25 protein-coding genes are annotated in these 24,875 nt (G+C 54.9%); 16 read left to right on the forward strand and 9 right to left on the reverse strand.

What is annotated here, in order from left to right:
* Positions 1 to 228: 228 nt before the first annotated feature.
* Positions 229 to 546, forward strand: coding sequence for a met regulon transcriptional regulator MetJ (gene metJ, locus FD428_RS20590; RefSeq protein WP_012133855.1), 318 nt, complete (start codon positions 229 to 231; stop codon positions 544 to 546).
* 117 nt (positions 547 to 663) lie between these two features.
* Here metJ and rpmE read toward each other — a convergent pair whose 3' ends face one another.
* Positions 664 to 876, reverse strand: coding sequence for a 50S ribosomal protein L31 (rpmE, locus tag FD428_RS20595; RefSeq protein ID WP_024130659.1), 213 nt, complete (start codon positions 874 to 876; stop codon positions 664 to 666).
* A 206-nt stretch (positions 877 to 1,082) separates the two neighbouring features.
* Between rpmE and priA the strand changes: the two genes are divergently transcribed.
* From priA to rraA, 7 genes are all read left to right on the forward strand, one after another.
* Positions 1,083 to 3,281 carry a primosomal protein N' gene (gene priA, locus FD428_RS20600; RefSeq protein WP_012133857.1) on the forward strand — a complete coding sequence of 733 codons (2,199 nt, stop codon included), beginning with the start codon at positions 1,083 to 1,085 and terminating at the stop codon, positions 3,279 to 3,281.
* A gap of 155 nt (positions 3,282 to 3,436) precedes the next feature.
* Positions 3,437 to 4,462 carry a DNA-binding transcriptional regulator CytR gene (cytR, locus tag FD428_RS20605; protein ID WP_012133858.1) on the forward strand — a complete coding sequence of 342 codons (1,026 nt, stop codon included), beginning with the start codon at positions 3,437 to 3,439 and terminating at the stop codon, positions 4,460 to 4,462.
* Between the two features lie 86 nt (positions 4,463 to 4,548).
* Positions 4,549 to 5,553: a cell division protein FtsN gene (gene ftsN / locus FD428_RS20610; protein WP_114848736.1), complete on the forward strand. Its 1,005-nt coding sequence runs from the start codon at positions 4,549 to 4,551 to the stop codon at positions 5,551 to 5,553.
* Between the two features lie 91 nt (positions 5,554 to 5,644).
* The gene (gene hslV / locus FD428_RS20615; protein WP_012133860.1) at positions 5,645 to 6,175 is read left to right on the forward strand and encodes an ATP-dependent protease subunit HslV; all 531 of its coding nucleotides are present in this window, start codon (positions 5,645 to 5,647) and stop codon (positions 6,173 to 6,175) included.
* Positions 6,176 to 6,184: 9 nt separating this feature from the next.
* A complete protein-coding gene (gene hslU / locus FD428_RS20620) occupies positions 6,185 to 7,516 on the forward strand; it encodes an HslU--HslV peptidase ATPase subunit (protein WP_012133861.1) in 1,332 nt (443 codons plus the stop codon).
* A 66-nt stretch (positions 7,517 to 7,582) separates the two neighbouring features.
* A complete protein-coding gene (gene menA, locus FD428_RS20625) occupies positions 7,583 to 8,512 on the forward strand; it encodes a 1,4-dihydroxy-2-naphthoate polyprenyltransferase (protein WP_047459819.1) in 930 nt (309 codons plus the stop codon).
* 92 nt (positions 8,513 to 8,604) lie between these two features.
* Complete coding sequence (gene rraA, locus FD428_RS20630) at positions 8,605 to 9,090, forward strand: ribonuclease E activity regulator RraA (RefSeq protein ID WP_012133864.1); 486 nt, start codon at positions 8,605 to 8,607, stop codon at positions 9,088 to 9,090.
* A 165-nt stretch (positions 9,091 to 9,255) separates the two neighbouring features.
* On the opposite strand, the gene zapB is transcribed toward rraA, so the two are convergent.
* The gene (zapB, locus tag FD428_RS20635) at positions 9,256 to 9,501 is read right to left on the reverse strand and encodes a septal ring assembly protein ZapB (RefSeq protein ID WP_104867935.1); all 246 of its coding nucleotides are present in this window, start codon (positions 9,499 to 9,501) and stop codon (positions 9,256 to 9,258) included.
* Positions 9,502 to 9,891: 390 nt separating this feature from the next.
* On the opposite strand from zapB, the gene FD428_RS20640 reads away from it, so the two are divergent.
* The 4 genes from FD428_RS20640 (at position 9,892) to fpr (ending at position 14,305) form a co-directional block, all read left to right on the forward strand.
* Positions 9,892 to 10,737 (forward strand): MIP/aquaporin family protein, encoded by an 846-nt coding sequence (locus FD428_RS20640; protein ID WP_012133869.1) that lies wholly within the window; start codon positions 9,892 to 9,894, stop codon positions 10,735 to 10,737.
* A 23-nt stretch (positions 10,738 to 10,760) separates the two neighbouring features.
* Positions 10,761 to 12,269, forward strand: a complete 1,509-nt coding sequence (gene glpK, locus FD428_RS20645) for a glycerol kinase GlpK (protein ID WP_012133870.1) — start codon at positions 10,761 to 10,763, stop codon at positions 12,267 to 12,269.
* A gap of 183 nt (positions 12,270 to 12,452) precedes the next feature.
* A complete protein-coding gene (gene glpX, locus FD428_RS20650; RefSeq protein WP_114848735.1) occupies positions 12,453 to 13,463 on the forward strand; it encodes a class II fructose-bisphosphatase in 1,011 nt (336 codons plus the stop codon).
* A 95-nt stretch (positions 13,464 to 13,558) separates the two neighbouring features.
* Positions 13,559 to 14,305 (forward strand): ferredoxin--NADP(+) reductase, encoded by a 747-nt coding sequence (gene fpr / locus FD428_RS20655; RefSeq protein ID WP_012133874.1) that lies wholly within the window; start codon positions 13,559 to 13,561, stop codon positions 14,303 to 14,305.
* Between the two features lie 75 nt (positions 14,306 to 14,380).
* Here fpr and FD428_RS20660 read toward each other — a convergent pair whose 3' ends face one another.
* Positions 14,381 to 14,827, reverse strand: a complete 447-nt coding sequence (locus tag FD428_RS20660; RefSeq protein ID WP_104867937.1) for a DUF805 domain-containing protein — start codon at positions 14,825 to 14,827, stop codon at positions 14,381 to 14,383.
* Between the two features lie 100 nt (positions 14,828 to 14,927).
* Here FD428_RS20660 and FD428_RS20665 point away from each other — a divergent pair, with 100 nt between their 5' ends.
* On the forward strand, positions 14,928 to 15,524 hold the full coding sequence (locus FD428_RS20665; RefSeq protein ID WP_115182253.1) for a YiiQ family protein: 597 nt from the start codon (positions 14,928 to 14,930) through the stop codon (positions 15,522 to 15,524).
* A gap of 114 nt (positions 15,525 to 15,638) precedes the next feature.
* Complete coding sequence (gene tpiA, locus FD428_RS20670; RefSeq protein ID WP_024130662.1) at positions 15,639 to 16,406, forward strand: triose-phosphate isomerase; 768 nt, start codon at positions 15,639 to 15,641, stop codon at positions 16,404 to 16,406.
* 82 nt (positions 16,407 to 16,488) lie between these two features.
* Here tpiA and FD428_RS20675 read toward each other — a convergent pair whose 3' ends face one another.
* The 6 genes from FD428_RS20675 to cpxP all read right to left on the reverse strand — a co-directional run bounded on the left by FD428_RS20675 (position 16,489) and on the right by cpxP (position 22,621).
* A complete protein-coding gene (locus FD428_RS20675) occupies positions 16,489 to 17,793 on the reverse strand; it encodes an SLC13 family permease (RefSeq protein ID WP_012133878.1) in 1,305 nt (434 codons plus the stop codon).
* A 73-nt stretch (positions 17,794 to 17,866) separates the two neighbouring features.
* Entirely contained in the window at positions 17,867 to 18,616 is a 750-nt protein-coding gene (locus FD428_RS20680; protein WP_012133879.1) for a CDP-diacylglycerol diphosphatase, read from the reverse strand.
* A gap of 103 nt (positions 18,617 to 18,719) precedes the next feature.
* Positions 18,720 to 19,709, reverse strand: coding sequence for a sulfate/thiosulfate ABC transporter substrate-binding protein Sbp (gene sbp, locus FD428_RS20685; RefSeq protein ID WP_012133881.1), 990 nt, complete (start codon positions 19,707 to 19,709; stop codon positions 18,720 to 18,722).
* 207 nt (positions 19,710 to 19,916) lie between these two features.
* Positions 19,917 to 20,879 (reverse strand): 6-phosphofructokinase, encoded by a 963-nt coding sequence (gene pfkA, locus FD428_RS20690; RefSeq protein WP_012133883.1) that lies wholly within the window; start codon positions 20,877 to 20,879, stop codon positions 19,917 to 19,919.
* A 190-nt stretch (positions 20,880 to 21,069) separates the two neighbouring features.
* On the reverse strand, positions 21,070 to 21,972 hold the full coding sequence (fieF, locus tag FD428_RS20695; protein WP_049011792.1) for a CDF family cation-efflux transporter FieF: 903 nt from the start codon (positions 21,970 to 21,972) through the stop codon (positions 21,070 to 21,072).
* 148 nt (positions 21,973 to 22,120) lie between these two features.
* Entirely contained in the window at positions 22,121 to 22,621 is a 501-nt protein-coding gene (gene cpxP / locus FD428_RS20700; protein WP_012133885.1) for a cell-envelope stress modulator CpxP, read from the reverse strand.
* Between the two features lie 150 nt (positions 22,622 to 22,771).
* Here cpxP and cpxR point away from each other — a divergent pair, with 150 nt between their 5' ends.
* Together cpxR and cpxA are read left to right on the forward strand one after the other, a co-directional pair.
* Positions 22,772 to 23,470 (forward strand): envelope stress response regulator transcription factor CpxR, encoded by a 699-nt coding sequence (gene cpxR / locus FD428_RS20705; RefSeq protein ID WP_012133886.1) that lies wholly within the window; start codon positions 22,772 to 22,774, stop codon positions 23,468 to 23,470.
* Positions 23,467 to 24,840 carry an envelope stress sensor histidine kinase CpxA gene (cpxA, locus tag FD428_RS20710; protein WP_012133887.1) on the forward strand — a complete coding sequence of 458 codons (1,374 nt, stop codon included), beginning with the start codon at positions 23,467 to 23,469 and terminating at the stop codon, positions 24,838 to 24,840. The genes cpxR and cpxA overlap by 4 nt, the downstream gene beginning before the upstream one ends.
* The last annotated feature ends 35 nt before the right edge of the window (positions 24,841 to 24,875 follow it).

Raw genomic sequence — 24,875 nt, forward strand, 5'->3', positions numbered from 1 at the left:
ACCAGAGTAAACATTGTTACAATAGACGTCAATACATCTGGACATCTAAACTTCTTTGCGTATAGATTGAGCAAACTGGAAATAGCCGTTAAAATTATATGCATTAGCGCACATCTACAGACGCTTAACCCGTGTCACGATATCGCCTGTACGGTAAACTATGCGGGATTACGGCCAGGCACGACGATTCTGGCCCTTAACTAATGACGAGAAGATTAAAGGTATCTCATGGCTGAATGGAGCGGCGAATATATCAGCCCATACGCTGAGCACGGTAAGAAGAGTGAGCAAGTCAAAAAGATTACGGTTTCCATTCCTCTGAAGGTGTTAAAAATCCTCACCGATGAACGCACGCGTCGTCAGGTGAACAACCTGCGTCACGCCACCAACAGCGAACTGCTGTGTGAAGCGTTTCTGCATGCCTTTACCGGGCAACCATTGCCGAACGATGAAGACTTGCGTAAAGAGCGCAGTGATGAAATACCGGAAGAGGCCAAAATCATCATGCGTGAACTGGGGATCGACCCGGATACGTGGGAGTATTGATTTTTTTGCCGGATAGCGGCGGAAGGATTCAGTACCGCAGGTACTGATAAGCGTCAACGCCATCAGGCAAAGACAAAAAAAGCGCCTTTCGGCGCTTTTTTCTTTGGCAGCAATAACTTATTTGCTGCCCGGGATGCTGAAACGCTTGTTGAAGCGGTCAACACGGCCACCGGTAGCAACATCACGCTGTTTGCCAGTGTAGAACGGGTGGCATTTACCGCACACGTCCAGGTTCAGGTCGTGACCTGCAGTAGAGCGGATTTTGATGACATTACCGCAAGAGCAGTTTGCAGTAATTTCTTCGTATTTCGGGTGAATATCTTTTTTCATGGGGAAACCTCGGTTTAAGGCCGCGTCGCTCTTCCAGCCCTAACGCCAGACACCACGCGATGTTGATAGTATAGGTCGATGATACAAATGTGTATCAAAGGCGGCGAATCATACAGAATTTGACCAGCGTATGCAAACTGATCCGCGCTCCCTCATCACAATGTGTATACTAACCCGCCAGAATTCAAGTCAGCCAGGATGATTACATGCCCGTCGCGCACGTTGCCTTGCCCGTTCCGCTACCCCGCACCTTTGACTATCTCTTGCCAGAAGGCATGACCGTCAAAGCCGGGTGTCGGGTGCGCGTGCCGTTTGGCAAACAGCAGGAACGCGTCGGGATTGTGGTGTCGGTCAGCGAGCAAAGCGAACTGCCGCTTAACGAACTGAAAGCGGTCGTTGAGGTACTGGACAGCGAGCCGGTCTTTTCACCCTCCGTCTGGCGTTTGCTGCTTTGGGCGGCGGATTACTACCACCATCCAATGGGTGACGTTCTGTTTCACGCTCTGCCGATTTTGCTGCGCCAGGGGAAACCCGCCAGCAACGCGCCGATGTGGTACTGGTTTGCCACCGAAGACGGCCACGCTATCGATCTCAATAGCCTGAAGCGTTCGCCTAAACAGCAACAGGCGCTGGCCGCGCTGCGGCAGGGGAAAATCTGGCGCGACCAGGTGGCGGATCTTGAATTTAATGACGCGGCGCTCCAGGCGCTGCGTAAAAAAGGACTGTGCGAGCTGGCGAGCGAAACGCCCGGCTTTAGCGACTGGCGCACCCATTACGCCGTCTGTGGCGATCGGCTGCGTCTCAATACCGAACAGGCCACCGCCGTTGGCGCCATCCACAGCGCGTCGGACAGCTTTTCTGCCTGGCTGCTGGCAGGCGTTACGGGTTCCGGTAAAACAGAGGTCTATCTCAGCGTACTGGAAAACGTCCTCGCTCAGGGCAAACAGGCGCTGGTGATGGTGCCGGAAATTGGCCTGACGCCGCAAACCATCGCCCGCTTTCGCGAGCGCTTCAACGCCCCCGTCGAAGTTCTGCACTCCGGGTTAAATGACAGCGAACGTCTCTCAGCCTGGCTGAAAGCCAAAAACGGCGAGGCGGCGATTGTCATCGGCACCCGCTCATCGTTGTTTACGCCGTTTAAAAACCTCGGCGTCATTGTGATCGACGAAGAGCATGATAGCTCCTATAAGCAGCAGGAAGGCTGGCGTTACCACGCCCGCGACCTGGCGGTATACCGCGCTCACAGCGAACAAATCCCGATTATTCTCGGCTCGGCAACACCGGCGCTGGAGACGTTATGCAACGTGCGACAAAAAAAGTACCGCATGCTGCGCCTGACGCGCCGGGCAGGCAACGCACGCCCTGCCCTCCAGCATGTGCTGGATTTAAAAGGCCAGAAGATCCAGGCCGGGCTGGCTCCCGCGCTTATCGCCCGTATGCATCAGCACCTGCAGGCAGATAACCAGGTCATTCTCTTCCTTAACCGCCGGGGATTTGCTCCTGCGCTGTTATGCCACGACTGCGGCTGGATTGCCGAATGTCCGCGCTGCGATCACTATTACACGTTGCACCAGGCGCAACACCACCTGCGCTGTCACCATTGCGACAGCCAGCGCCCGATACCGCGTCAGTGCCCTTCCTGCGGCTCCACGCATATGGTGCCGGTTGGGTTAGGGACAGAACAGCTTGAGCAGGCGTTGGCGCCCTTCTTTCCCGGCGTGCCGGTCTCGCGCATCGACCGCGACACCACCAGCCGTAAAGGCGCGCTGGAGCAGCATCTGGCGGAAGTCCATCGCGGCGGCGCGCGCATTTTGATCGGCACGCAAATGCTGGCGAAAGGGCACCATTTCCCGGACGTCACCCTGGTAGCGCTGCTGGACGTTGACGGCGCGCTGTTCTCGGCGGATTTCCGTTCGGCGGAACGTTTTGCCCAGCTTTACACTCAGGTTTCCGGCCGCGCCGGACGCGCCGGAAAACAGGGCGAGGTGGTATTGCAGACCCACCATCCAGAGCACCCTTTGCTGCAAACCTTGCTGCACAAAGGCTATGACGCTTTTGCTGAACAGGCGCTGGCCGAGCGGCAAACGCTGCAACTTCCGCCGTGGACCAGCCATGTGATTGTACGGGCGGAAGATCATAACAACCAGCAGGCGCCAGTGTTCCTGCAACAGCTGCGTAATCTGATTCAGGCCAGCCCGCTTGCGGATGACAAGCTCTGGGTATTAGGCCCGGTGCCTGCGCTCGCGCCAAAACGCGGCGGCCGCTACCGTTGGCAAATTTTGTTGCAGCATCCGTCGCGAATTCGTCTGCAACATATCGTCAGCGGCACGCTGGCGCTCATCAATACGCTACCCGATTCCCGCAAGGTTAAATGGGTGCTGGATGTCGATCCCATTGAGGGATAACGGGTCACGATGCGAGGCGGATCGTAAAATTAAATATCCATCACACTTTTTATGAAAATTCTGTAACCGCTTCCATTAACTATCTGATAAAAATGTTTTCGATGTGAGTTAAACAAGGATAGTTCTGCGCCTGATTTCCCAGGCGAGGAGAGAGTGTGAAACCGAAGAAACAGGTTGCTGCCGCTACAATGAAAGATGTTGCTATGAAGGCGAAAGTCTCAACAGCAACCGTGTCCCGTGCGTTAATGAACCCGGATAAAGTCTCCCAGTCGACCCGTAACCGGGTTGAACAGGCGGCGATGGAGGTGGGATATTTACCGCAATCAATGGGGCGAAATAGCAAACGGAATGAATCACGCACCATCCTGGTGATCGTCCCGGATATTTGTGATCCCTTTTTCAGTGAAATCATCCGGGGCATTGAGGTTACCGCCGCAAGCCACGGATATCTGGTGTTGATTGGTGACTGCGCGCACCAGAATCAGCAAGAAAAGACCTTTATCAATTTGATCATCACCAAACAAATTGATGGCATGTTATTGCTCGGTTCACGTCTGCCGTTCGACGCCAGCATTGAAGAGCAACGGAATCTGCCGCCGATGGTGATGGCCAACGAATTCGCGCCGGAGCTGGAGCTGCCTACCGTTCATATTGATAACCTGACTGCGGCCTTTAACGCCGTGAATTATCTGCATGAACAGGGGCACCAGCGTATCGGATGCATTGCCGGGCCGGAGGAGATGCCGCTGTGCCACTACCGTCTGCAAGGCTATGTGCAGGCGCTGCGTCGCTGCGGCATTACCGTCGACCCGCATTATATCGCCCGGGGCGATTTCACCTACGAGGCGGGCGGCCACGCGCTGCAACAGCTACTTGCGCTTCCGCAGCCTCCGACCGCCGTGTTCTGTCACAGCGACGTTATGGCGCTCGGCGCGCTCTCCTGGGCCAAGCGTCATGGTCTGAAAGTCCCTGACGATCTGTCCATCATTGGCTTTGATAACATTGCGCTGGCGGAATTTTGCGACCCGCCTCTGACGACGGTTTCACAGCCGCGCTTCGATATCGGGCGCGAAGCAATGCTGCTCTTGCTCGACCAGTTACAGGGGCAAAATGTCAGCAGCGGCTCGCGCTTGCTGGACTGCGAGTTAATTATTCGTGGTTCGACGCGAGCCTTAACTTAAACCTTTAAGACTCACCTATCTGGTCAAAAGCCCGCCGCTTAAGTAACATGGCGGGCTGACGAACGAATAAATACAGCGAAACGATAGTGGCACAACGAGATTATGTACGTCGCGGTCAACCGGCACCTTCGCGGCGCAAAAAGAGCACCTCACGGAAAAAGCAACGCAACACGCCTGCGGTTTCACCCGCAATGGTCGCTATTGCGGCGGCTGTCCTTGTGGCCTTTATCGGGGGTCTGTACTTCATTACTCATCACAAAAAAGAAGAGTCCGAAACGCTGCAAAGCCAGAAAGTGACCGGCAACGGGCTGCCGCCGAAGCCGGAAGAGCGCTGGCGCTACATTAAAGAGCTGGAAAGCCGCCAGCCGGGCGTGCGTGCGCCAACCGAGCCTTCTGCGGGCGGCGAAGTGATGAACCCGGAGCAGCTCACCAGCGAGCAGCGTCAGCTACTGGCGCAAATGCAGGCGGATATGCGCCAGCAGCCGACCCAGCTTAACGAAGTGCCGTGGAACGAACAGACGCCTGAACAGCGTCAGCAGACATTGCAGCGCCAGCGTCAGGCACAGCAGCAGGTACAACAGCAGCAGTGGGCTAACACCCAGCCGGTTCAACAGCCGCGTACGCAGCCACGCGTGACGGAGCAACCGTACCAACAGCCACAGCAGCAACCGCGTACGGCGCAGACTGCACCTGCACAGCAGCCACGCCAGACGCAGCAGCCGAAGCAGACGACATCCCAGCAGCCTTATCAGGACCTGTTGCAGACGCCTGCGCACACCACGACTTCTCAGCCTAAAACGCAGCAGGCCGTGCCGATCGCGCGTGAACCTGAAGCGCCAAAACAGACGGCAGAGAAAAAAGATGAACGTCGCTGGATGGTGCAATGCGGCTCCTTCAAAGGCGCCGAGCAAGCGGAAACCGTGCGCGCCCAGTTGGCTTTTGAAGGCTTTGACTCCAAAATCACCACCAACAACGGGTGGAATCGTGTGGTCATCGGCCCAGTCAAAGGCAAAGAGAATGCAGACAGCACCCTTAACCGCCTGAAGATGGCAGGCCACACAAACTGCATTCGACTCGCCTCCGGGGGTTGAAACCCCCAAAATCCCCCCCATTTATATTTGCATTATGCCCCGTACCGCGTGCGGGGCCTGTATTCTGCATTTGTAACCAAGGGGTCTGCTCGTGACAACAATAGTAAGCGTACGCCGTAACGGCCATGTGGTAATCGCCGGTGATGGTCAGGCCACACTGGGCAATACCGTAATGAAAGGCAACGTGAAGAAAGTTCGCCGTCTGTACAACGATAAAGTCATTGCGGGATTTGCAGGGGGAACGGCAGACGCATTCACGCTGTTCGAACTGTTTGAGCGTAAACTGGAAATGCATCAGGGCCACCTGGTCAAAGCCGCCGTTGAACTGGCGAAAGACTGGCGTACCGACCGTATGCTACGCAAGCTCGAAGCGCTGCTGGCCGTCGCAGATGAAACCGCTTCACTGATCATCACGGGTAATGGCGATGTCATACAGCCGGAAAATGATCTGATTGCTATCGGCTCCGGTGGTCCCTACGCCCAGGCTGCGGCACGCGCACTGTTAGAAAATACCGAACTGGGCGCCCGCGAAATTGCTGAAAAGGCGTTGGATATTGCAGGCGATATCTGCATTTACACCAACCACTTCCACACCATTGAAGAATTACCGTCTAAAGCGTAAGGATCTCCCATGTCTGAAATGACCCCACGCGAAATCGTCAGCGAACTGAACAAGCACATCATTGGCCAGGACAACGCCAAGCGTTCCGTGGCGATTGCACTGCGTAACCGCTGGCGCCGCATGCAGCTCAACGAAGAGCTGCGCCATGAAGTGACGCCAAAAAATATTCTGATGATCGGCCCGACCGGCGTAGGTAAAACCGAAATCGCGCGTCGCCTGGCAAAACTGGCCAACGCGCCGTTCATCAAAGTTGAAGCGACAAAATTCACCGAAGTCGGTTATGTGGGTAAAGAAGTGGATTCCATTATCCGCGACCTGACCGACTCCGCGATCAAAATGGTGCGCGTTCAGTCTATTGAGAAAAACCGCTACCGCGCAGAAGAAATGGCGGAAGAGCGTATTCTCGACGCGCTGATCCCTCCGGCGAAAAATAACTGGGGTCAGGCTGAGCAACAGCAAGAGCCGTCCGCCGCGCGCCAGGCATTCCGCAAAAAACTGCGTGAAGGCCAGCTCGACGATAAAGAAATTGAGATCAATCTCGCAGCCGCACCGATGGGCGTTGAAATTATGGCGCCTCCGGGAATGGAAGAGATGACCAGCCAGTTGCAGTCCATGTTCCAGAACCTGGGCGGCCAGAAACAAAAACCGCGTAAGCTGAAAATCAAAGACGCGATGAAGCTGTTGATTGAAGAAGAAGCGGCCAAACTGGTGAACCCGGAAGAGCTGAAACAGGAAGCCATCGACGCCGTTGAACAGCACGGGATCGTGTTTATCGACGAAATCGACAAAATCTGTAAACGCGGCGAATCCTCTGGCCCGGACGTTTCCCGCGAAGGCGTACAGCGCGACCTGCTGCCGCTGGTAGAAGGCTGCACCGTCTCTACCAAGCACGGTATGGTGAAAACCGACCACATCCTGTTTATCGCCTCCGGCGCGTTCCAGGTGGCGAAACCGTCTGATCTGATCCCCGAGTTGCAGGGGCGTCTGCCGATTCGCGTTGAGCTGAAAGCGCTGACGACGGAAGATTTCGAACGCATTCTCACCGAGCCGAACGCGTCCGTTACCGTTCAGTACAAAGCGCTGATGGCGACCGAAGGCGTGGACATCGAGTTTACCGAGTCCGGCATCAAACGCATTGCCGAAGCGGCATGGCAGGTAAACGAAACCACCGAAAACATCGGTGCGCGTCGTCTGCATACCGTTCTGGAACGTCTGATGGAAGATATCTCCTATGACGCCAGCGATCTGAATGGTCAGAGCATAACAATTGATGCGGAATATGTGAGCAAACATCTGGATGCGCTGGTCGCAGATGAAGATCTGAGTCGTTTTATCCTATAATCGCGTTCAATGCATTTTCATCACTGTTGATGGGGCTGAAAAGCCCCATTTTTATTGGCGCTAAATATGACTGAACAACAACAAATTAGCCGCTCCCAGGCCTGGCTGGAAAGTTTACGACCGAAAACGCTGCCGCTCGCGTTTGCGGCAATCATCGTCGGTACAGCGCTGGCATGGTGGCAAGGGTACTTCGATCCCTTGGTTGCGCTGCTGGCGTTGATCACCGCCGGGCTGCTGCAAATCTTATCGAACCTTGCCAACGATTATGGCGACGCCGTCAAAGGCAGTGATAAGCCTGACCGCATCGGGCCGCTGCGCGGGATGCAAAAAGGGGTGATCACCCGGCAGGAGATGAAGCGGGCGCTGATCATTACCGTGGCGCTGATTTGCCTCTCCGGTCTGGCGCTGGTGGCTGTCGCATGTCATACGCTGGCGGATTTTGTCGGATTCCTGGTGCTGGGCGGCCTGTCGATTATCGCCGCGATTACCTACACCGTCGGGAACCGTCCTTACGGCTATATTGGTCTGGGCGACATTTCCGTGCTGGTGTTCTTCGGCTGGCTCAGCGTAATGGGCAGTTGGTATCTACAGGCGCATACGCTCATTCCTGCGCTTATCTTACCTGCTACCGCCTGCGGACTGCTGGCGACCGCCGTGCTCAACATCAACAATCTGCGCGATATCAACAGCGATAAAGAAAACGGTAAAAACACGCTGGTGGTACGTTTAGGCGCGGTTAACGCACGTCGTTATCACGCCTGCCTGTTGATGGGTTCACTGGTCTGCCTGGCGCTGTTTAACCTGATTTCACTGCAAAGCCTGTGGGGATGGCTGTTCATCCTGGCCGCACCGTTACTGATTAAACAGGCGCGTTATGTGATGCGTGAAATGGAACCCGCTGCGATGCGCCCGATGCTGGAACGTACCGTTAAAGCCGCGCTGTTGACTAACCTGCTGTTTGTCGTCGGGATTTTCTTAAGCCAGTGGGCGGTTTAACTGACAAATATCAATGAACAATTGATGATTTTGCAAACAGTACGCATAGCGCGATATACTAAAAATTCTCGCAGCAACTGAACGTTAATCCTATGAAATACGATACTTCCGAGCTTTGTGACATCTACCAGGAAGATGTCAACGTCGTGGAACCACTGTTCTCTAACTTTGGAGGGCGGTCGTCGTTTGGCGGACAAATCATCACGGTAAAATGTTTCGAGGACAACGGGTTGCTCTACGATCTGCTCGAACAGAATGGCCGTGGTCGCATTCTGCTGGTCGATGGCGGTGGTTCTGTCCGTCGCGCGCTGGTCGACGCCGAACTGGCGCGTCTGGCTACGCAGAATGAATGGGAAGGGCTGGTCATCTACGGCGCGGTGCGTCAGGTAGACGATCTGGAAGAGCTGGATATCGGCATCCAGGCGCTTGCCGCGATTCCGGTAGGTGCCGCAGGTGAAGGAATCGGGGAAAGCGACGTCCGCGTCAATTTTGGCGGCGTGACCTTCTTCTCCGGCGATCATCTCTACGCCGACAATACCGGGATAATCCTCTCCGAAGACCCGCTTGATATCGAGTGATCAAAAAAGGCACCGTAAGGTGCCTTTTTTATTGCGTTGCCGCTCATAAACGATGCCGACTGTAGGCCTGATAAGCGTAGCGCCATCAGGCGATATTGCAGTGCCGGATGGCGGCTTACGCCTTATCCGGCCTACAACGCTGAGCGCAGCCAACACCGCTACGGCTCAGACTTCTTCCATACGACCCAGCAGCGCCTGCAAACGATCCTGCCACCCGCTCTGCTGTTCTTTCAGATGGCTGTTCTCACGCTCCAGCTCTTCACGCTGATGCTGAGCAGACTGTACATCCTGCGCCAGGCTGTTGTTCTTTTCTTTCAGCTCTTCGATTTCCATCTGCAAAAGCGTAATGGTATCAATCGCCTGCTGTACTTTTGCTTCCAGTTTCTCAAACACTTCTAATGACATGGCCATACCTCTCCTGAATTGCAAGGCGACGCTTCACGTAAACGCGCACAATATATAGTGCCGATTGTATGAAGCCGCGCCATCCCTGTCCAGCGACATACCGCGTAGATTGCGGTTTGCAACACTTTTCATCCTTGTCCTGGTGACATAACTCACATAACTCTAAAGTGTTAACATATTGGTTAATGAAATGATTCAGCTCACACTCCTGGTTTGTCGTAAAACGCGCTTCATGGCGCGATAACGCTCATTTTATTGACGCAGTACACACATTTTGATTTCGATATTTCTCGTTTTTGCTCGTTAACGATAAATTAACAGTATGCCTACAGGCATCGAAGGCGTCAGTGACCTCTTCGCAAACAATAAACATTAAACTCTCTTCAGGATCCGATTATGAGTCAAACATCAACCTTAAAAGGCCAGTGCATTGCTGAATTTCTCGGTACTGGGTTGTTGATTTTCTTCGGTGTGGGTTGTGTCGCTGCTCTTAAAGTAGCAGGTGCTACTTTCGGTCAGTGGGAAATCAGTATCATCTGGGGTCTGGGGGTGGCGATGGCTATCTACCTGACAGCAGGTGTCTCCGGCGCACATTTAAATCCAGCCGTAACAATCGCACTGTGGCTGTTTGCCTGTTTCGACAAACGCAAAGTTGTTCCTTTTATCATTTCTCAAGTTGCCGGCGCGTTTTGCGCAGCGGCATTAGTTTACGGGCTTTACTACAATCTTTTCGCTGATTTTGAACAAACGCACCACATCGTCCGTGGCAGTATCGAAAGTGTTGATCTGGCTGGCACTTTCTCAACATATCCAAATCCACATATCAATTTTGTGCAAGCCTTCGCGGTTGAGATGGTAATTACCGCTATTCTGATGGGGCTTATTCTGGCGCTGACCGATGATGGTAACGGCGTGCCGCGCGGCCCACTGGCTCCTCTGCTCATTGGTTTACTGATCGCAGTAATTGGCGCCTCTATGGGGCCACTGACCGGGTTTGCGATGAACCCGGCGCGTGACTTCGGCCCGAAACTGTTCGCCTGGCTCGCTGGCTGGGGGAACGTTGCCTTGACTGGCGGTAAGGATATTCCTTACTTCCTGGTGCCGATGTTCGGCCCGATTGCGGGCGCCATTCTGGGCGCATTCGCCTATCGTAAACTGATTGGCCGCCATTTGCCGTGTGATACTTGCGTGGTTGAAGAGAAGGACACCACCACTACCGCACAACAAAAAGCTTCGCTGTAATGTGACTACGGGACAAAAAAATTATGACTGAGAAAAAATATATCGTTGCGCTCGACCAGGGCACCACCAGCTCCCGCGCCGTCGTGATGGATCACGATGCGAATATCGTTAGCGTGTCGCAACGTGAATTTGAGCAAATCTACCCGAAAGCAGGCTGGGTAGAACACGACCCAATGGAAATCTGGGCCACCCAAAGCTCAACGCTGGTTGAAGTGCTGGCGAAAGCAGACATCAGTTCCGATCAGATCGCAGCAATCGGTATTACTAACCAGCGTGAAACCACCATCGTCTGGGAACGTGAAACCGGCAAACCGATTTATAACGCGATTGTCTGGCAGTGCCGCCGTACCGCCGAAATCTGCGAACGCCTGAAGCGTGACGGCATGGAAGATTACATCCGCAACAACACCGGTCTGGTGATTGACCCGTACTTCTCCGGCACCAAAGTGAAGTGGATTCTCGATCACGTAGAAGGCTCCCGTGAGCGCGCACGTCGCGGTGAACTGCTGTTCGGTACAGTGGATACCTGGCTTATCTGGAAAATGACGCAGGGACGCGTACACGTCACGGATTACACCAACGCTTCACGTACCATGCTGTTCAACATCCATACCCTGGACTGGGATGACAAAATGCTGGATGCGCTGGATATCCCGCGCGCCATGCTGCCGGAAGTGCGTCGTTCTTCAGAAGTGTACGGCCAGACGAACATCGGGGGTAAAGGCGGCACGCGTATTCCAATCGCCGGGATCGCCGGTGACCAGCAGGCGGCGCTGTTCGGCCAGCTGTGCGTCAAAGAGGGGATGGCGAAAAACACTTACGGCACCGGCTGCTTTATGCTGATGAACACCGGCGAGAAAGCGGTTAAGTCCGAAAACGGACTTTTGACCACCATCGCCTGCGGCCCGACCGGCGAAGTGAACTACGCGCTGGAAGGGGCGGTGTTTATGGCTGGCGCATCCATTCAGTGGCTGCGTGATGAGATGAAACTCATTAGCGACGCATTCGACTCTGAATATTTCGCCACCAAAGTGAAAGATACCAACGGCGTATATGTTGTTCCGGCCTTTACCGGTCTGGGCGCGCCGTACTGGGACCCGTATGCGCGCGGCGCCATCTTCGGTCTGACCCGTGGCGTAAACTCCAACCACATCATCCGTGCAACGCTGGAATCGATCGCTTACCAGACGCGCGACGTGCTGGAAGCGATGCAGGCGGACTCCGGTATTCGCCTGCACGCCCTGCGCGTTGACGGCGGCGCGGTTGCCAACAACTTCCTGATGCAGTTCCAGTCAGACATTCTTGGTACGCGCGTTGAGCGCCCGGAAGTGCGCGAAGTAACGGCGCTGGGTGCGGCGTATCTGGCAGGTCTGGCGGTGGGTTACTGGCAGAACCTGGATGAGTTGCAGGAAAAAGCGGTCATTGAGCGTGAATTCCGTCCTGGCATCGAAACCACCGAGCGTAACTTCCGTTACAGCGGCTGGAAAAAAGCGGTCAAACGCGCCCTGGCGTGGGAAGACCACGAAGAGTAATACTGACCTGCCGGATGGCAGCTTCGCTTATCCGGCCTACAGGCTACATGCTTGTGTAGGCCGGGTAAGGCAACGCCGCCACCCGGCAAGTAATCTGTGCGAAAGTAACCCCCGAGCATATCAATTATTCCCACCCTCCCCTGTGCTACACTTCGCGCCATTCCTTTCTGCTACGAGTTTGCTATGAGACGAGAACTTGCCATCGAATTTTCCCGCGTAACGGAAGCGGCAGCGCTGGCTGGCTATAAATGGCTGGGACGCGGCGACAAAAATACCGCTGACGGCGCGGCGGTAAACGCCATGCGTATTATGCTCAACCAGGTCAATATTGACGGCACCATTGTCATCGGCGAAGGCGAGATTGATGAAGCGCCCATGCTGTTTATCGGTGAGAAAGTCGGCACCGGCCGTGGCGATGCGGTAGATATCGCCGTCGACCCTATCGAAGGCACCCGTATGACGGCGATGGGCCAGGCGAACGCGCTGGCAGTTCTGGCGGTCGGCGACAAAGGCTGTTTCCTCAACGCGCCGGATATGTACATGGAAAAACTGATCGTCGGGCCGGGCGCTAAAGGATCTATCGACCTGAATCTGCCGCTGGCGGACAACCTGCGCAACATCGCAGCCGCCCTCAGCAAACCACTCAGCGAACTGACGGTTACGATTCTGGCCAAACCGCGTCATGACGCGGTGATTGCAGAGATGCAGCAGCTTGGCGTGCGCGTATTCGCCATTCCTGATGGCGACGTGGCGGCCTCTATTCTGACCTGTATGCCGGACAGTGAAGTGGACGTGCTGTACGGCATTGGCGGCGCGCCGGAAGGCGTTGTCTCCGCAGCGGTGATTCGTGCGCTGGATGGCGACATGCAGGGCCGTCTGCTGGCGCGTCACAACGTCAAAGGCGACAGCGAAGAGAACCGCCGCATTGGCGAGCAGGAGCTGGCACGCTGTAAAGCTATGGGCATTGACGCCGGTAAAGCGCTGCGTCTGGACGCAATGGCGCGCAGCGATAACGTCATCTTCTCCGCCACCGGGATCACCAAAGGCGATCTGCTGGAGGGGATTAGCCGCAAAGGCAATATCGCTACCACCGAAACGCTGCTGATTCGCGGCAAATCGCGCACTATCCGCCGTATTCAGTCCATCCACTATCTGGATCGCAAAGACCCGGATGTGCAGGCGCATATCCTGTAACTGATTTGTTCGATTGAGCCTTCCGGCCCTTCGGGGCTGGAAATCTTTCGTTCAACGAACGAAGATAAGGGTATTGCAGCAGACAGGAGAAGATCATGGCAGATTGGGTAACAGGAAAAGTCACGAAGGTACAGTACTGGACCGACGCCCTGTTTAGTCTGACCGTTCACGCCCCCGTTCATCCCTTCACCGCAGGCCAGTTTACCAAACTCGGACTGGAGATCGATGGCGAACGCGTACAACGCGCCTATTCCTATGTGAATGCGCCCGATAATCCCGATTTAGAGTTTTACCTGGTGACGGTTCCCGAAGGCAAACTCAGCCCACGTCTGGCGGCGCTTAAACCTGGCGATGAAGTACAGGTGGTGAGTGAAGCGGCGGGGTTCTTTGTTCTGGATGAAGTGCCTGACTGCGACACCCTGTGGATGCTGGCGACCGGAACGGCCATTGGCCCTTATTTGTCAATTCTGCAACTCGGTAAAGACCTGGAGCGCTTTAACAACCTGGTACTGGTGCATGCCGCGCGTTACGCCGCTGATTTAAGTTACCTGCCGTTAATGCTGGAATTGCAAAAGCGCTACGAAGGCAAGCTGCGCATTCAAACGGTCGTCAGTCGGGAAACCATCGCAGGCTCGCTTACCGGGCGCGTCCCCGCGCTGATTGAAAGCGGCGCGCTGGAAGCGGCGGTCGGTTTACCGATGGACACCGAGACCAGCCATGTGATGCTGTGCGGAAATCCGCAGATGGTGCGTGATACGCAACAGCTGCTGAAGGAGACCCGGCACATGACCAAACACCTGCGTCGTCGTCCTGGGCACATGACCGCTGAGCACTACTGGTAAGCACGGTTGCAGGCCCGGTAAGCGCCAGCGCCACCGGGCGCTCTGCCGGATAGCGGCATAAATGCCTTATCCGGCCTACGGTTTATCGCCTGCCTGAGGCTCTGCTTTAAATTTCACATCCTGCGTTTCTTTGCCGAACTTATTCTCGCCCTGAGTGCCGACAAACGCCCCCAGATCGATAAACATCATGACCAGAATGAGCGTCGGGACAAAGCGCCCCACGACCCACTGCCACATTCCCGGCAACATCACCCAATTTCCGGCCAGCAGCATCCACGCCAGAATCATCAATAACGCCCACAGGCCGGAGCGCCCCCGGTCATGCAAACGCTTAACCATGACCGCCGCCGTGGGCCAGAGCAAACACACCAGACAAAATGCCGCCGTCTGGATATCGAGTAAGTTCTTGCTCGCCAGCGAAAACAGCACCAGCATGCCGACAAACCAGAAACCGAGCCAGATCCAGAAATCACGGCGTCCAATACGCCCTTTAAATGAGAATAACCACTGCTGTATGGTCATGTAAGTTCCTTTATTATTGCCTTCGCTGTCAGTTTACCCTTTTGACAAGCCCGACAGTTATCGTTTTAATCGTGAGCAGTCCTAACGAAAGGTAAGATTGATGAAGCCAGGGTGTACACTGTTTTTATTATTGTTTTCCGCCATAACTGCGAGCACAACGGTGCTGGCGGAGGCATCGCCGTCTGCGACGACCGCGCCCTACCTGCTGGCTGGCGCGCCGACGTTTGATCTCTCCATCAGCCAGTTTCGCGAAAACTTTAATCAGCAAAATCCCCGGCTTCCACTGAACGAATTTCGTGCTATCGACAGCAGCCGCGACAGGGCGAACCTGACCCGCGCCGCCAGCAAGATCAATGAAAATCTGTACGCCTCAACGGCGCTGGAGCGCGGTACGTTAAAAATCAAAAGCATGCAGATTACCTGGCTTCCCATTCAGGGGCCCGAGCAAAAAACCGCCAAAGCCAAAGCGCAGGAATACATGGCGGCGGTGATCCGCACCGTCGCCCCGCTTCTGACAAAAGAGCAAAGCCAGCAAAAACTGCAAAAATTACTCACAGCGGGCAAGAATAAGCACTACTACGCCGAAACGGAAGGCGCGATTCGCTATGTTGTCGCAGACAACGGGGAAAAAGGGCTGACCTTCGCTGTTGAACCGATTAAGCTAGCGCTATCGGAGAATCTGGAAGGGCTGAATTAAGTGACAAAAAGCAAAGCCTTTCGAGGGAGGGATCTCTATACTGTTTCACAGACCATGCCGCCCCTGAAGGGCGGCCATCTTCCTTAATTCGCTGACAAAGCGTGGAGAAATGAAATGCGACATCCTTTAGTGATGGGTAACTGGAAACTGAACGGCAGCCGCCACATGGTAAACGAGCTGGTGGCTAACCTGCGTAAAGAACTGGCTGGCGTTGCTGGCTGTGCAGTTGCGATTGCACCGCCGGAAATGTATATCGACATGGCGAAACACGCCGCTGCTGGTAGCCACATCATTCTGGGCGCGCAGAACGTTGACCTGAACCTGTCTGGCGCATTCACCGGTGAAACTTCTGCTGAAATGCTGAAGGATATCGGCGCGCAGTACATCATCATCGGCCACTCTGAGCGTCGTACTTACCACAAAGAGTCTGACGAGCTGATCGCGAAGAAATTCGCCGTGCTGAAAGAGCAGGGTCTGACTCCGGTTCTGTGCATCGGTGAAACCGAAGCAGAAAACGAAGCCGGCAAAACTGAAGAAGTCTGTGCTCGTCAGATCGATGCGGTACTGAAAACTCAGGGCGCTGCGGCGTTTGAAGGCGTGGTTATCGCTTACGAACCTGTATGGGCGATCGGTACTGGCAAATCCGCCACTCCGGCGCAGGCGCAAGCTGTTCACAAATTCATCCGTGACCACATCGCCAAAGCTGACGCGAAAATCGCTGAGCAAGTGATCATCCAGTACGGCGGTTCCGTAAACGCAGCTAACGCGGCAGAACTGTTCGCTCAGCCGGACATCGACGGCGCGCTGGTTGGCGGTGCTTCCCTGAAAGCTGACGCGTTCGCGGTGATCGTTAAAGCAGCGGAAGCGGCTAAACAAGCTTAATGCTGTTGTGGCGGGTGGCGCGTGCGCTTACCCGCCACACAAAATCACAGGCCCGGTAAGCGTTAACGCCACCGGGCTTTTTTTACAAACGCCCCAGTAAACTAAACCACACGTAATCCAGCGGCAACAGCACCAAATACGTTGCCAGCGCCAGTGCCAGACACAGCGTCATACCTGGTTTTGCCGGGACTTTCCCTAATGCCATCGCCACCACAATCGGCGACGCCTGATACGGCAACAGCGGCGTGGAGTACCCCAATACCTGAATCATAATCACCGACAGCAGCGGAAAACCGGTTGCGTCGGAAAAACTCTGCGCCAGCGTGGTATACAGCGCCGGAACGCCGTTCGCCGTCATAATAAAATTCAGCGCGGTGGTAATGCCGGTCAGCGCCAGGAAACTGGTGAAGGGCTTTTCCGGGTCCAGCGGCATGACATGCAGCAGCGCCTCGCCCACCGCATTGCCAATGCCGGTTTGCGTCACGGTGATCGCCAGCCCCAGAATGCCTGCCACATAAATACAGGTGCGGATATTCACGCCGCTGGAAAACTCTTCCCCGTTGATAAACCCCACGCGCGGCAACAGCGTGATCACCGCCGCCGCCAGCCCGGTCCACGCCGGGCCAATACCGTGCCAGCTTTCGCTGACCCACATCGCCAGCACCACCGCCAGCATCCACGCCAGCCGTTTCTCCGCACGGCTCATCGGCGCAGGCGGCGTCAGGTCGCGAGGCGCATGCGGTTTACCGGGAAACAGCCAACAAATAAGGACGATTAACAGCGCACCTTTCAACCAGCCCAGAACAGGCGTATGCAGCAGAAGATACGGCAGATAGTTCAGGTGGATGCCATACGAACCTTCCGCCGCCCCGCTCATCACCAGGTTAGGTACATTAGCAGGCAGGATGGTCGCGGAGAGCTGGAAGGTTCCAAAGCCCACCGCAAGCGCCAGTCCGTACCAGGCGCGCGTGCCATCGGCAATCCCGGCACGTTTCGCCATCGCCGCGACAATGGGCATCAGCAGCGCGATACGCCCCATATTGGACGGCATCACAAACGCCAGCGCATAGCTGAGCAGCACCACGCTCGCCACCATCAGCGGCCATGAGTCGGTCAGTCTGGCGGATAAGGCGCGCGCCGCCCTGTCTGCCAGCCCTGTTTTGCGAATCGCCACCCCCAGCACAAAACCGCTAAAGACCAGCCAGAAAGCCGACGAGGCAAAACCGCCAAAAATGACGTCCGGTGGCGCGATCTTCGCCACCATCGCCACGGTAAAGAACAGCAGCGCGGTAATAAACTCCGGCAACAGCGAGGTTGCCCAGAGCAGAATGGTCACGCCGACCACCAGCGAAGGAATGAACAGAGGGTGTGTAAGCCAGAGCGACATGCCTGTCTCCTGTTGTTTTTTTCAACAAGAATACGGAGACAGGCAGGTGGAGTAAACGCCAGATTAGGTGGGGTTACTGCAAAATCTCACATTGATGATCCTGAATTTCCTCAGCGGAAGCGAGGTTAAACGCCAGCAGGTTGCGCTGCGTCGCCAGCAAAACAAAAGAGTCGTCGCTCTGGCGCACCACCGCCAGTGCATAGCTGCCCATGTGCTCACGCGCATCCGGCACCTCTTCCGCCAGCATCATGAACGGGCTGCGTTGCGCCAGCTCGCTTTCCGTCACCCGACGCGCCAGATATTCATTCCCGCGCAATCCGCCCGGCAGCGGCAGCCAGCGGGTACTCACTTTCGCCAGATTATCATCCAGTTGCGCTCGCACATCAGGGCGCAGGCAGGAGATGTGGATATGAAAGTGGTTTTGCGTCCGCCCGGAGCGTGAGTTAATCGCCAGCGAAATGGCGCTGTCTGGAATATCTTTGCCGTACTTTTGGCTCATAAAGCTGCGCGCCTGCCAGGCTAGCCAGAAGAAGTTCGGCGTGTAGGGCTCCACCAGCAGCGGGCTTTCCGTACCGTTGATGCGGTACGTCGGCATCAACAGATACTGCAACGGGCCATTACGATCTTTAAACACGACATACCCGGCATCCGGTTTCACTTCAGCGCATGGCGCAGGATTTTGCTGTTGCAGTTGGTTCGGTACACATTGTTGCAGAACAATATCCCGCAATGCGTTCGGATTAGCGGCCAGCTTCCAGTAGCCAATGCCCGCGACGGCGGCAACAATCACAACCGCCAGCAAAAAATAACCTGTTTTTTTCATTACTCATTCCCTGTCTCTTATTGACGTGCAAGAGTAACGCAAAATGATGACAAATAAAAAAGCCCGGTCGCACGATGCCACCGGGCTGGAAAAGCAATTTACATTAGCGTTTGCTGATTTGGTCGAACGTACCGCCATTAGAGAAATGCTCTTTCTGCGCTTTCGTCCACCCGCCAAACTCCTCGTCAATGGTGAAGAGTTTCAGCTTCGGAAATGCATTTTCATATTTCTTCGCCACTTCAGGGTCGCGTGGGCGATAGAAGTTTTTCGCCGCAATTTCCTGCCCTTCCGGCGAGTAGAGATACTTCAGATAGGCTTCCGCCACGGCTTGCGTCCCTTTTTTCTCCACGACTTTATCCACCACGGAGACGGTCGGTTCTGCGAGAATTGATTCGCTCGGCGTCACGATTTCGAATTTATCTTTGCCCAGTTCGTTCGTCGCCAACAGCGCTTCGTTCTCCCAGGCGATCAGCACGTCGCCAATCCCACGCTCAACAAAGGTGTTGGTTGAACCGCGCGCGCCAGAATCCAGCACTTCCACGTTCTTAAATAACGCTTTTACGAAGTCCTGCGCTTTGGCCTGATCGTTGTTGTTGTGGTGCAGGGCGTATCCCCACGCAGCCAGATAGTTCCAGCGTGCGCCGCCAGAGCTTTTCGGGTTCGGCGTAATCACCGACACGCCCGGTTTTACCAGGTCGTTCCAGTCATGGATTTGCTTCGGATTGCCTTTACGCACCAGGAAGACGATGGTGGACGTGTACGGCGCGGAGTTGTCCGGCAGACGTTTGATCCAGTTTTTGTCGATACGGCCGCGCTCTGCAATGGCATCAACGTCATAAGCCAGCGCCAGCGTCACCACATCGGCCTCAATACCGTTAATGACTGACGTCGCCTGCTTACCGGAACCGCCATGCGACTGACGGATCACCACGTTGTCGCCCGTTTCTTGTTTCCAGTGCGCGCTAAACGCTTTGTTGTACTGATCGTACAGCTCGCGCGTTGGATCGTAAGACACGTTAAGTAACTGAATATCCTTCGCCAGAACGCTGGTCGATGCCAGCAATAATGTTAACCCCACGCCCCATTTATTCATCGCCCAGCTCTCTTATGTAGTGTTGTGATGAGTAAAGCGTGCCAGAAAGGAATCCAAACATTAAAGAATAAAAAAAGATTGGCTATAACTTGAGGGAATAAATGAAGGATATTGCCGGATGCTGGCTAGCGCCTTATCCGGCCTACAGGCCGTACTGTTGTAGGCCGGGTAAGGCGAAGCCGCCACCCGGCACAATACACACAACGATCAGTACAGCTTTTTAGCGCAATCCAGCCAGTCACCTTTGAACGGACGCTTCATGTTTTCGATAGCGTCGATGATGTCATGGTGAACCAGTTGTTCGTTCTGGATGCCCACACAACGTCCGCCAAAGCCTTCCAGCAGCAGTTCAATGGCATATGAGCCCATACGGGAAGCCAGAATACGGTCGTAAGGCACCGGAGAGCCGCCACGCTGGATGTGACCCAGTACGGTCGCACGCGTTTCACGGCCAGTCTCTTTCTCGATGTAGTGCGCCAGTTCATCAACGTCACACATATGTTCGGTGATCGCGACAATCGCGTGTTTTTTACCTTTCGCGATGCCCGCTTTGATTTCCGCAACCAGATCGTCACGGCTGAATTCCACTTCCGGCACCACAACAAACTCACAGCCCCCAGCGATAGCCGCCGCCAGGGTCAGGTCGCCGCAGTAACGCCCCATCACTTCAACGATGGAGATACGCTGGTGAGAGGAAGAGGTGTCACGCAGACGGTCAATCGCTTCCACTACCGTACCCAGCGCGGTGAAATAACCGATGGTGTAGTCAGTGCCTTTGATGTCGTTGTCGATCGTGCCTGGCAGACCGATGCACGGGAAGCCCATTTCAGTCAGACGTTTTGCACCCATATAGGAACCGTCACCGCCGATAACAACCAGCGCGTCGATGCCACGTTTTTTCAGGTTTTCGATAGCCACTGCGCGAACATTTTCATCGCGGAATTCCGGGAAGCGCGCGGAACCGAGGAAAGTACCGCCACGGTTGATCATGTCGGACACGCTGTAACGGTCGAGCTGAACCATACGGTCTTCATACAGACCCAGGTAGCCATCATAAATACCCATTACTTCCAGTCCTTCCGTCAACGCTGCGCGTACAACACCACGGATTGCTGCGTTCATGCCAGGCGCATCACCGCCGCTTGTCAACACACCGATTTTCTTAATCATGACTACCTCTGAACTTTGGAATGCAAAATGAAATCTGTTGCCGGAAGCCGATACTGTTACTGCACATCGGGACGATCCAACGAATATGCAGATAGTATAACAACCGCTTCCTGCTGAATTGATTCAGGTCAGGCCAAACGGCGGTAATTTATACACAAAATGCTGGCCTTGCTCACTTTTTTACAACGAATTACGAAAGCTCAAACCTCTTGCCTTCCCTGGGTACGACTGAACAGGGGTCCTGGTGGATAATGACATCCGAACCCGGAAAACGCCGCAAAATCGCCTGCTCTACCTGTTCAGCCACCAGATGCGCCTGAACGAGCGGCAGATTATCTTCCATTTCCAAATGAATCTGAATAAAGCGGGTCGGCCCTGACTGCCGCGTGCGAAGATCGTGAGCACCGTTGACGCCCGGCCACGATGTCACGATATCAATAATTTCCTGACGTTCCTCATCGGGCAGCGCGCGATCCAGTAACGACTGCACTGCCTCATACCCCATACGTAGTGCGCTGTATAGAATATAGATGCCGATTCCCAACGCAAACAAGGCGTCCGCGCGATGCCAGCCATACCAGGCCAGCCCAAGCGCAACGAGAATCGCTCCGTTCATCATAACATCAGACTGATAATGAAGCATATCTGCCCGTACTGCCTGACTTTGCGTCTTGCGCACAACCCAACGCTGAAACGTGACCAGAATGATCGTACAAACCAGGGCGATAAGCGTCACCACGACCCCGACGCCCGGTTCGTTCATTGGCGTAGGGGTAATCAGATGCTGAATACCGGTCAAAAACAGAAACAGCGCCGAGCCGGAAATAAACATGCTCTGCGCCAGCGCCGCCAGCGACTCTGCTTTGCCGTGTCCAAAGGTGTGTTCATCATCCGCCGGTTGCAGCGAATAGCGCACCACTAACAGGTTAGTCAGCGACGCGGCAATATCCACCAGCGAGTCAACCAACGCAGCCAGAATACTCACCGACCCGGTGTACCACCACGCAAAAATTTTGATCAAAAGTAACAGTGACGCCATCACTGTCGCGGCAATTGCCGCCCGGCTGACCAGTCGCCCATAGGTTTGATTCATAAACACTCCTGCCTTTCCATGCCGGTAGTATAACGGATGGAGTAAAACAGTAAGGCAATAACCGGATGACAAATTTTGGACAAAAAAAACCCCTCCATCATGGAGGGGAAGACAGGGATGGTGTCTATGGCAAGGAAAACAGGGTTTGTTACTGGGAACGTGAGTTGCTACTACTCAATAACTTCAACGAGGAGCCGTTTTGCCATTGCGCCACATCGCGCAGTTGCTCCATTCGTTGTTGATGCTTCTCATTTAAAACCGCTTGCTGCTCTGGCGTTAACAGGCGATACATCTGGTTGCGAACCCTGGCCATTTCGACCTGACGGGCAACCTGTTCTTGCGCCATTTTTTCTGCCTGAGCGCGCACAGCGTTTTCATCAAATTTTTCTGCGATGACAAGGCGATGCATTGTCTCCATTTCGCTAACATTAACAGGAGGCTGTTCGTGTCTTGCCTGCTGCATCAGATCTCGCATCTGTTGACGCTGATGTTCGGTTAAACTTATGCCGTCGAACATATGGCTCTGCGTACTGCGCTGCGTAAGTCCTTCACCTTGATGCCAGTTATCGCCTGTAACGACTTCAGCAGCGTGGCTTAAAGGACTGAGTGCCAGCGTTGAGGCCATGACGGCAGCGGTAACTTTGCGCATCACTTGCTCCCAAAATCTTTTCTGTCGCGATTCAACGAGAGACAGTTTACGATTCGGGCTGCAAACATGCGTCAGGGGGTGTAAAACAACGTAAAGTCATGGATTAGCGACGCCTGATGACGTAATTTCTGCCTCGGAGGTACTTAAACAATGAATAAAATCCTGTTAGTTGATGATGACCGAGAGCTAACTTCCCTGTTAAAGGAGCTGCTCGAAATGGAAGGCTTCAATGTGCTGGTTGCCCATGACGGGGAGCAGGCGCTTGAGCTTCTGGACGACAGCATTGATTTACTTTTGCTCGATGTCATGATGCCGAAGAAAAACGGTATTGATACGTTGAAAGCGCTTCGCCAGACACACCAGACCCCTGTCATTATGCTGACCGCGCGCGGCAGCGAACTGGATCGCGTACTCGGCCTTGAGCTGGGCGCGGATGATTATTTACCTAAACCGTTTAACGACCGCGAACTGGTCGCGCGTATCCGTGCGATTCTGCGCCGCTCGCACTGGAGCGAACAGCAGCAGAATAACGACAACGGCTCGCCGACGCTGGAAGTGGATGCGTTAAGCCTCAATCCGGGTCGCCAGGAGGCCAGCTTCGATGGTCAAACCCTGGAGTTAACCGGCACCGAATTTACCCTGCTCTATTTACTGGCGCAGCATCTCGGCCAGGTGGTTTCGCGTGAACATTTGAGCCAGGAAGTGCTGGGTAAACGCCTGACGCCGTTCGACCGCGCAATCGACATGCATATCTCCAACCTGCGTCGTAAGCTGCCGGAGCGTAAAGACGGGCACCCGTGGTTTAAAACCCTGCGTGGTCGCGGTTATTTGATGGTTTCCGCTTCATGATAGGCAGTTTAACCGCGCGCATCTTTGCCATCTTCTGGTTGACGCTGGCGCTGGTGCTGATGTTGGTATTGATGTTACCCAAGCTCGACTCACGCCAGATGACCGAGCTACTGGACAGCGAACAGCGCCAGGGGTTGATGATTGAGCAACATGTAGAAGCTGAACTCGCGAACGATCCACCCAACGATTTAATGTGGTGGCGTCGCCTGTTCCGTGCGATCGACAAGTGGGCGCCGCCAGGACAGCGGTTATTGCTTGTGACCACTGAAGGACGCGTGATCGGCGCAGAACGCAGCGAAATGCAGATCATTCGTAACTTTATTGGTCAGGCGGATAACGCCGATCATCCGCAGAAGAAGAAATATGGCCGCGTTGAGATGGTAGGCCCGTTCTCTGTCAGAGACGGGGAAGATAACTACCAGCTTTATCTGATTCGACCGGCCAGCAGTTCCCAATCCGATTTTATTAATCTGCTGTTTGACCGCCCGCTCTTGTTGCTGATCGTCACCATGCTGGTCAGTTCGCCGCTGTTGCTTTGGCTGGCCTGGAGCCTGGCGAAACCGGCGCGTAAGTTGAAAAACGCGGCGGACGAAGTGGCTCAGGGTAATCTGCGACAACATCCAGAACTGGAAGCAGGCCCGCAGGAATTTCTTGCGGCTGGTGCCAGCTTTAACCAGATGGTAACTGCGCTGGAACGTATGATGACCACGCAGCAGCGTCTGCTGTCGGATATCTCGCACGAGCTACGCACTCCGCTTACGCGTCTACAACTGGGCACCGCGCTGCTGCGTCGCCGTAGCGGCGAGAGTAAAGAGCTGGAGCGCATTGAGACCGAAGCGCAGCGGCTGGACAGCATGATCAACGACCTGCTGGTGATGTCGCGTAATCAACAGAAAAACGCGCTGGTCAGCGAAACGATGAAAGCCAATCATCTGTGGGGAGACGTGCTGGATAACGCCGCCTTCGAAGCCGAGCAGATGGGCAAATCGTTAACGGTGAACTTCCCGCCGGGGCCGTGGCCGTTATACGGCAATCCTAGCACCCTGGAAAGCGCGCTGGAGAACATTGTCCGTAACGCCCTGCGCTATTCGCACACGAAGATTGAAGTCGGCTTCGCGGTGGATAAAGACGGCATTACGATAACGGTTGATGACGATGGCCCGGGCGTTAGCCCTGAAGACCGCGAACAGATCTTCCGCCCGTTTTATCGTACCGATGAAGCGCGCGATCGGGAGTCCGGCGGAACAGGGTTGGGGCTGGCCATCGTTGAGACCGCGATCCAGCAGCATCGCGGTTGGGTGAAAGCCGAAGACAGCCCGCTGGGCGGCTTACGGCTGGTGATCTGGCTGCCGTTGTATAAGCGTTCTTAAGTCTCGCTGTGGTGCCGGATGGCGGCGTGAACGCC

Source organism: Citrobacter sp. TBCP-5362 (genome assembly GCF_005406305.1).
GTDB classification, from domain to species: Bacteria; Pseudomonadota; Gammaproteobacteria; order Enterobacterales; family Enterobacteriaceae; genus Citrobacter_B; species Citrobacter_B koseri.

Bases quoted from the DNA above. Each gene is read 5' to 3' on its own strand.
- FD428_RS20660 (WP_104867937.1), bottom strand. From the start codon at position 14,827: ATGACCATACAGCAGTGGTTATTCTCATTTAAAGGGCGTATTGGACGC.
- tpiA (WP_024130662.1), top strand. From the start codon at position 15,639: ATGCGACATCCTTTAGTGATGGGTAACTGGAAACTGAACGGCAGCCGC.
- rpmE (WP_024130659.1), bottom strand. From the start codon at position 876: ATGAAAAAAGATATTCACCCGAAATACGAAGAAATTACTGCAAACTGC.
- FD428_RS20680 (WP_012133879.1), bottom strand. From the start codon at position 18,616: ATGAAAAAAACAGGTTATTTTTTGCTGGCGGTTGTGATTGTTGCCGCC.
- cpxR (WP_012133886.1), top strand. From the start codon at position 22,772: ATGAATAAAATCCTGTTAGTTGATGATGACCGAGAGCTAACTTCCCTG.
- priA (WP_012133857.1), top strand. From the start codon at position 1,083: ATGCCCGTCGCGCACGTTGCCTTGCCCGTTCCGCTACCCCGCACCTTT.
- cpxA (WP_012133887.1), top strand. From the start codon at position 23,467: ATGATAGGCAGTTTAACCGCGCGCATCTTTGCCATCTTCTGGTTGACG.
- glpK (WP_012133870.1), top strand. From the start codon at position 10,761: ATGACTGAGAAAAAATATATCGTTGCGCTCGACCAGGGCACCACCAGC.
- sbp (WP_012133881.1), bottom strand. From the start codon at position 19,709: ATGAATAAATGGGGCGTGGGGTTAACATTATTGCTGGCATCGACCAGC.
- pfkA (WP_012133883.1), bottom strand. From the start codon at position 20,879: ATGATTAAGAAAATCGGTGTGTTGACAAGCGGCGGTGATGCGCCTGGC.
- FD428_RS20665 (WP_115182253.1), top strand. From the start codon at position 14,928: ATGAAGCCAGGGTGTACACTGTTTTTATTATTGTTTTCCGCCATAACT.
- zapB (WP_104867935.1), bottom strand. From the start codon at position 9,501: ATGGCCATGTCATTAGAAGTGTTTGAGAAACTGGAAGCAAAAGTACAG.
- FD428_RS20675 (WP_012133878.1), bottom strand. From the start codon at position 17,793: ATGTCGCTCTGGCTTACACACCCTCTGTTCATTCCTTCGCTGGTGGTC.
- rraA (WP_012133864.1), top strand. From the start codon at position 8,605: ATGAAATACGATACTTCCGAGCTTTGTGACATCTACCAGGAAGATGTC.
- FD428_RS20640 (WP_012133869.1), top strand. From the start codon at position 9,892: ATGAGTCAAACATCAACCTTAAAAGGCCAGTGCATTGCTGAATTTCTC.
- fieF (WP_049011792.1), bottom strand. From the start codon at position 21,972: ATGAATCAAACCTATGGGCGACTGGTCAGCCGGGCGGCAATTGCCGCG.
- menA (WP_047459819.1), top strand. From the start codon at position 7,583: ATGACTGAACAACAACAAATTAGCCGCTCCCAGGCCTGGCTGGAAAGT.
- cpxP (WP_012133885.1), bottom strand. From the start codon at position 22,621: ATGCGCAAAGTTACCGCTGCCGTCATGGCCTCAACGCTGGCACTCAGT.
- hslU (WP_012133861.1), top strand. From the start codon at position 6,185: ATGTCTGAAATGACCCCACGCGAAATCGTCAGCGAACTGAACAAGCAC.
- glpX (WP_114848735.1), top strand. From the start codon at position 12,453: ATGAGACGAGAACTTGCCATCGAATTTTCCCGCGTAACGGAAGCGGCA.
- fpr (WP_012133874.1), top strand. From the start codon at position 13,559: ATGGCAGATTGGGTAACAGGAAAAGTCACGAAGGTACAGTACTGGACC.
- metJ (WP_012133855.1), top strand. From the start codon at position 229: ATGGCTGAATGGAGCGGCGAATATATCAGCCCATACGCTGAGCACGGT.